At 43.5% G+C, this 6,931-nt stretch carries 8 protein-coding genes; 6 read left to right on the top strand and 2 right to left on the bottom strand.

Annotated features, from left to right (window positions below; translation table 11 throughout):
• Positions 1–684 precede the first annotated feature (684 nt).
• Positions 685–1,566 (top strand): N-carbamoylputrescine amidase, encoded by an 882-nt coding sequence (aguB, locus tag M3180_RS19700; protein WP_251670695.1) that lies wholly within the window; start codon positions 685–687, stop codon positions 1,564–1,566.
• A 130-nt stretch (positions 1,567–1,696) separates the two neighbouring features.
• Here aguB and M3180_RS19695 read toward each other — a convergent pair whose 3' ends face one another.
• Together M3180_RS19695 and M3180_RS19690 are read right to left on the bottom strand one after the other, a co-directional pair.
• A complete protein-coding gene (locus M3180_RS19695; protein WP_251670693.1) occupies positions 1,697–1,975 on the bottom strand; it encodes a hypothetical protein in 279 nt (92 codons plus the stop codon).
• Positions 1,976–2,216: 241 nt separating this feature from the next.
• The gene (locus tag M3180_RS19690) at positions 2,217–2,768 is read right to left on the bottom strand and encodes a DoxX family membrane protein (RefSeq protein ID WP_251670691.1); all 552 of its coding nucleotides are present in this window, start codon (positions 2,766–2,768) and stop codon (positions 2,217–2,219) included.
• Between the two features lie 185 nt (positions 2,769–2,953).
• Here M3180_RS19690 and M3180_RS19685 point away from each other — a divergent pair, with 185 nt between their 5' ends.
• The 5 genes from M3180_RS19685 to M3180_RS19665 all read left to right on the top strand — a co-directional run bounded on the left by M3180_RS19685 (position 2,954) and on the right by M3180_RS19665 (position 6,780).
• The gene (locus M3180_RS19685) at positions 2,954–3,616 is read left to right on the top strand and encodes an HNH endonuclease (protein ID WP_251670688.1); all 663 of its coding nucleotides are present in this window, start codon (positions 2,954–2,956) and stop codon (positions 3,614–3,616) included.
• A gap of 217 nt (positions 3,617–3,833) precedes the next feature.
• Positions 3,834–4,358, top strand: a complete 525-nt coding sequence (locus M3180_RS19680; RefSeq protein ID WP_251670687.1) for a HugZ family pyridoxamine 5'-phosphate oxidase — start codon at positions 3,834–3,836, stop codon at positions 4,356–4,358.
• A gap of 17 nt (positions 4,359–4,375) precedes the next feature.
• The gene (locus M3180_RS19675; protein ID WP_251670685.1) at positions 4,376–4,819 is read left to right on the top strand and encodes a DinB family protein; all 444 of its coding nucleotides are present in this window, start codon (positions 4,376–4,378) and stop codon (positions 4,817–4,819) included.
• Positions 4,820–4,942: 123 nt separating this feature from the next.
• Positions 4,943–5,452 carry a sigma-70 family RNA polymerase sigma factor gene (locus M3180_RS19670; protein WP_251670683.1) on the top strand — a complete coding sequence of 170 codons (510 nt, stop codon included), beginning with the start codon at positions 4,943–4,945 and terminating at the stop codon, positions 5,450–5,452.
• Positions 5,452–6,780, top strand: a complete 1,329-nt coding sequence (locus tag M3180_RS19665; RefSeq protein ID WP_251670681.1) for a DUF4179 domain-containing protein — start codon at positions 5,452–5,454, stop codon at positions 6,778–6,780. Before M3180_RS19670 ends, M3180_RS19665 begins: the two co-directional genes overlap by 1 nt.
• Positions 6,781–6,931: the final 151 nt, after the last annotated feature.

Here is a 6,931-nt window from a genome sequence, read left to right as displayed (position 1 = left end):
CTTGAACGCTAGCGAAAACTCCGGTGCTCACGTACCAATAACGTACGCTGCGCTCCTCGTTTTCTACTAGCGTGCAAGCTTCTTGGTCCTGAAAGCCCAGCTTTTACACCTTTATTGGAAGAGGTAGCTCAAAAGTCCGACTTTGATGACGATGCTGAGCGTTGTAGATTAGTCGACGTCGAATATGGAACTCAGTCGAAATTTACGGTGCTCACGTACCAACAACGTACGCTGCGCTCCGTAATTTCTAGCTTCGTCCCATCTTCTCGGTCCTGAAAGCCGAATTTTTGAGCCTCTATTGGAAGAAGTAGTTAAAAAGTCCGAAGTTGATTACGAAGTAGCTCATTGAAGTGAACTCGGCATCGAATATGACAGACAACAGCGAAGCTCGCCCTTTCCATCAGCGCCCCTCATTCCGTAGGAATGTTAAGCGATGGAGGGGGTGGGCGGAGCGATGAGTATTCTAAGCGCCACGAAGATTAGTCACACAACGCTTGCAACATCGCAAGCGATAAATACAAAAATAAAACACCAGCGAAGCTTATCCATCACTAAAAGCGACCTCCTGACGAAGGAAGGTTCGAGCGTTAGAGATGGATAAGCGAAGCGCTGAAGGTTCGAGCGTTAGAGATGGATAAGCGAAGCGCTGAATATGCGAAGCGATGATTGGAGGAAAAAATGTCGATGAGAAAAGTAAAAGTAGCTGCAACTCAAATGAGCTGTGAAGCGACAAGAGAAGAGAATATTGCGAAGGCAGATGCATTTGTGCGTGAAGCAGCAAAGCAAGGTGCGCAAATCATCTTGCTGCAGGAGCTGTTCGAAACGTACTATTTCTGCCAGAAGGAAAAGGCAGACTATTACGTCTATGCAACAGAGATGGAGAAAAACCCGGCAATCCTGCATTTTCAGCAAGTAGCGAAAGAGCTTGGCGTTGTATTGCCAATCAGCTTCTACGAGAAGAAAAACAATGCGCGCTATAATTCTATCGTCGTTATTGATGCTGACGGTGAAATTTTAGGCCTATACCGTAAAAGTCATATTCCAGATGGACCTGGCTATGAAGAGAAGTTTTATTTCAACCCAGGCGATACAGGCTTTAAGGTTTGGGATACAAAATATGCAAAAATCGGAGTAGGCATTTGCTGGGATCAGTGGTATCCGGAAGCAGCTCGCTGCATGGCGCTTATGGGTGCAGAAATTCTATTCTACCCAACTGCAATTGGCTCTGAGCCGCAGGACAGCGGGATCGACTCTAAGGATCACTGGCAAATCTGTATGCAGGGACACGCTGGCTCTAACCTCGTGCCTGTTGTAGCATCTAACCGTGTAGGTCTAGAAAGCGATGAGGACTCTTCGATTACGTTCTATGGCTCGTCCTTTATTGCTGGCCCACAAGGCAACAAGGTGGCAGAAGCGGGACGCACAGAGGAAACTGTGCTAGTAGCAGAATTTGATCTTGATGAGATCGAAACGATGCGTATTGAGTGGGGCGTATTCCGTGATCGTCGTCCTGACCTGTACGGCATCATCGGCACGTACGATGGTAGCGAGAAATTTTTGAAATAATTTGGGAAATAATATGTGTAAGATAACAGTAGAACCTCGAATTCCGCAACATAACGTGGAATTCGAGGTTTTGTCCGTTGGAGAAGGAATTATATTCTCGAATGTTATTATAGTGAACATCCATACTTAGCTATTTTATATCATCTTCATATGGTAGAGGGCTTAAAGCACTCTTATCTTTGCCCCACCACATTGAATCACTTCCATAATATACTTCATGTGCCCACTCATCAGGAAGCATATGATAAATCATGCTTTCATCATCAATATGCTCGCAATTTGTCCAATGTCTATTGACGCGACCAATTGCTTCTTGATGTGAGACATTAAATAATATTACCAGTTGGTGTACAATCTGATCGATGTATTTTTCTGCTTTTTTTGTTGTCGAGAACATATACCTATGCAATGATATTCACCCATTCTCAGCTATTTCAAATAAGAACACTACTAATGCATTTGGAAAACATCTCTTTTACTAACTAACCGAAATTAATCCCAATGTAAATAACATCAAAACATTGAGTTATCGCAATTATACAACTGGAAGGATATAAAAAGTAATATTGCAGTAATAAAAAAAAGAATCTCTTCCCCAGTAAGTGGAGTTGAGATTCTATAGTTGATGTAGCTTCTATTTTTATCGTTTGTTATTCATAGGTCGAAGTTTTCTTCCGTGACCACGGTGTGCCTAGCAATGGCAGTGCCCAGCGGTCAAGTCCATACCAGCCTGCATTTTTCCATGCAAGCACAAGCCACGTTGCAAGGATGAACAGTAGAGGATTGGAGCTTACTGTACCTGCAAACAGGAAGCTGACGTTCATCAAACCACCAGCGAAAGCGGCAATACCTGTTAGTAGACCTAAAATCAAGCCTAAGCCAACAAGTACTTCACCGAAAGCGACGACATAAGAGAAAGCTTTCGCATTTGGAATGACGAAGTTTTCTAGGAATGCCGCATACCATGACGATACGTCTTTCCCTTCCTCTGCCTTTGCAAGCGCACCTTGCATGAAGCCTTTAACAGCGACCCCTGCATTTTCACCTGTCCAAGCATCACTATTAACCTTCTTCCAACCGGCTGTTAACCACGTATAACCTACATAAAGCCGTACGACTAACCAAAACCAAGCAGCTTGCGTGCTAGTAAATAGAAAGCGCGATACGGGATTTTCTGGAATGTGAATAATTTTATTAGACATAATTTACCTCCTAGTAGTTGGTGACCATTACCATAAATACTATAATAAACTGTGCTCAGATAGAAAGTGACTTTTGTCACACCTGATGATATTAACCTTACTGTGATAAACCCAGGCATTCAACATGAGTCTTATTGTATGCTATAATCGAAGTACTATACGGACGGAAGGAAGTAGGGTGTATCGTGGAGGTAAAGACGAAGTATTGTATAAGCTGCGGACAAGAAAAGCCGCTCCATGATTTTCTGCGCAGAACTGGCAGACGCGAGCGACCAGACAGTCGTCGTGGAACATGCAAGCAATGCAGACAAGCAGGAACCTCAGCTGGACAGTATATTGATGAGTCTAAATGGTCATTAGCATTGCAGCTTACTCCTAGCAGAGCGCGCTGGAATCGAAAGAAACGGCAGCCGCTGCTCTATCATCGGCAGCCAGATAGTAATGGGCTTCATGCTGATGATTTGCGCCCAACGTGGCGCGGGGTAGTTCGGATGCGCGGACGGTCAGATACTGGGCGCCGTTGGATTCAAGAGGTCGATCCTGCACAGGCAAAGCTGCTTGTTAAGGAAGGCGCAGCCGTCATTATTAATCCATACACGATACGTATGATCTATAGTAGTAAGGAATTTCGAAGATTTATACTAGCTCGTGATCATCATACTTGTCATTACTGCGGAGAGTATGGCGATACGATTGATCACCTCGTACCACGTGCCAAGGGTGGGCATACAACGCCCGTGAATTGCGTTTGTGCGTGTTTAACGTGTAATCAGCAAAAGGGAAATTTAACACCCGAGCAGTTTATGCAATATTTACTTAATCATCAGAAGGAACATTCTCCAACATGACTTTATTATTAGCGAAAACCCTTGATCATTGCACAATGTCAGGGATTAAGTCAGCTAAATAATAAAGTCTTTTTTTTATAAAACTGCATACATATTAATTGATAACAATTATCAATTACCTCTTCGTTAGAAGGTATAGGTTTCAGCTAGCAGTACATAAGTCAAAAATGTCATATATACGTTGTACATAACATGAACATGTAAAGGAGTGAAAGAAATGAATGTGAAGTCAGTAGATGCAGCGGCACTTAAGCATAACTATAAGCAGCTAATAGGCAGTATGAAGTCTCTGTTTTTAAGCACGATTAGTTTGGATGGCACACCGTTTTTATCGTATGCTCCCTACGTCGAGCATAATGGCAAAGTATATGTTTACTTAAGTCAAATGGCCGAGCATTATCGCAATCTTGAAGCAAACCGCGCGGTTGATGTCATGCTCGCAGCAGATGAAGCAACGACAAAAAACATATTTGCAAGGGAACGCGCTCGGTTTAAAGGAACAGCCATTAACGTCGGTAATAGTGGCTATGAGCAGGTGTTTTCAAAATTCGAAGAGAAGTTTGGTGCTCCTACCTTTAATATGCTGCGAAAGCTAGACTTCTCATTGTTTGAGCTGACGTTGACGACAGGTCGTTATGTCGTAGGCTTTGGCCAAGCGTTCGATGTTGATTTCACAGGTGATTATTTTGAACATGTGAATCGTGATGCTCATGGTGCAGGGGCTAAACAAGCGAATCGTTAAGGAGGGTCTAGATGATCATGGATACGAAAACCATCGTGGCAATGTGGGATATGGCTCAGTCTCGGTTCCACAATATGGTCAGTGGACTCCCAGAGGATGCATTAAGCTTGGCCATCGGACCAGCAACGATTGGATATATGCTTCGACATAGCGCAGAGGTGGAATATGTTTACGCAGAGTGGGTATTCGGCAAGTCTAAGCCAGAAGAGCTTACTTATTATACGCTGCGTGGACCCGCACATGCAAAGGTTGAGTTCCTGAATTTGCAGGAGCATATCGATCTCCTTAAAGCATCTCATGCGACAGTGAAAGATGCCATATTATCTATGTCTGCGGAAGAATGGAACAAGGAGGTAAAAACACCTCGTGGCATCTTCACTCCGCTTGATGCCATTGTTCAGCTTATATATCATTCAGGAATTCATGCAGGGCAAATTTCATTAATTCAAAAGCATGCCTAATAAAAGTGATAGAATGAAACGGTGATCTTTATGGATTGCCGTTTTTATTTTGTATATTTATTTTCTAAGATTTGAACGAAATACTGTTCTCGCGTGTCTAATGTGTAGAAAGAGGTGAAGAGCATGCTGGAGGAGCCGTTGGTCCGTGCAGCGATCAAAGGGAATCAGGAAGCAGTAATTGCCTTGCTGGAGCATTATAAATCGCCGTTATACCGTATTGCTTACAGCTATTTACGAAATGAGCATGATGCGGTTGAAGCGATGCAGGAACTGAGCTACCGCTGCTTTCGTAGCATTCATACCGTAAAAGAGCCTCGTTACATTGGCACGTGGCTGACGAGAATCATGATGAATATATGCCGTGATATGCTGCGCAAAAAGAAAAGAGAGCTGCCAAGTGAAGTTGAGCGATATGAGCAAATTCCATACGAGCAGCCGCTTGATGTGGAGTGGCTGGATAGCTTGTCGGCATTAGACGAACAGCAGCGTGAGCTGATTTATATGAAGTATGTTGAGGATCGAACGAATGCAGCGATCGCCAAGCAGCTAAAGCTGCCGGAAGGCACTGTTAAATCGAAGCTGCATTATACTTTGCGCAAGCTGAGACATCTATTCAGAGAGGAGGGCCTATAATGGATGAGTATAAACAAGATCGATATATGAATTTACTCGATACGATTGCCGTACCAGAACTAGAGCTTGAGCATGCTATATTAGAGGGGAAGCGTAGAGCAGAGCAAGAAGCTCGTGACTTACGTCTTAGGAAATTAAAGCTGCGGCTCATTAGTGGTGCGATGGCAGCAAGCATTGTGATCGCGTTTATTATAGGTATTCGTGTTTCACCGGTGTTTGCAAGCTCGTTAGCGAACATTCCAGTTGTCGCGGAGCTAGTGGAGCTAATTGCAGGCAATCAGGATAAAGGAATGCAGGACATTGTAGACAATGAATATTATGAAGTGATTGATCAGACAGTTACAAAAAATGGTCTAGAGCTCACGTTAAAGGGCGTCATTGCAGATGAGTCCGGGATGATTATCTATTATCGAGTTGCTGCAAATGATCCCGAATTGTTAGATAGTGTTGATCTAAGAGGGATTAGCTTACTTCATGGTGGGAAAGAGATGGGGACTGGTTTTAGCTATTCCTTTTTTCATCAAGATGGTGATTTGGCCATTGAAGATGAGATCAGAGTCCATGGGGAGGGAGGGCTAGATTATAGCTCTAAGCAATTTGAGCTAGAACTGACATTTACAGATGAGCATAAGACGGTTATGACCATTCCATTCGAGCTGAAGCAACCGATTGCTGAGACGAAAAGCTATTCTATCGCCAAAGAGGTTGTTATCAACGATCAGAAGATCTGGATTGATGAGCTGAACATCTCGCCGCTTCGGGCAGAGCTGAAGCTGCGTGCGGATGAAAGCAATAGCATGAGGCTGCTTAGTGTTCGCAGCTTGGAGCTTATAGATGAGCATGGTGAGCAGTGGGGAGCTGCATCGGGTGGTGTGATTTCAATGGGAACCTTTGATGAGAAGGGCTACTCGCTTTATATTGAAAGTAATTACTTCCGGGATCCACAGAAGCTAACGTTGCGATTAGGTGAGATTGAAGCATTGCCTAAGGGGCAAGACTATATCGAGGTTGATTTCGAACAGCAGAAAGTATTATATCAGTCACCTTATATGGAAGGGCAATTGTCGGTTAATAACGATTCACTTATTTACGTTGGAGCAGAATGGCTCAACGAACAGTATATAGCAAGTCTATTCTCTACGGGTATTGATGCGAATGGTGAAACCGTAAATTTTAGTTCGAGCTCTGCTAGTTCAGGTGAGGTTTTCCGAACGACGCATCGTTTTGTACTCGAAGACCATACGAATCCGATTCGTTTTCCTATCGTAGCTTACCCTAATTATTTGTCAGATACGATTGAAGTCGACATTCCGATGGCTGATCAATAAAGCTACTTGTATTGTGGCGCTAATTTTGGGAAAATAGAGAGCGAATATAAAATGGATATTATAAGCTTTGGAGTCAATAGGTCATGTCAGTATGTCTGTGATCAGTAGATCAGCTATGACCACACTCCTGAGCGGAATGAGGATAGAAAAG

The organism is Paenibacillus camelliae (genome assembly GCF_023715345.1).
Classification (GTDB): domain Bacteria; phylum Bacillota; class Bacilli; order Paenibacillales; family Paenibacillaceae; genus Pristimantibacillus; species Pristimantibacillus camelliae.
Note: the sequence above shows the minus strand (reverse complement) of the source record. Positions and strands in the feature narration are given on the sequence as shown.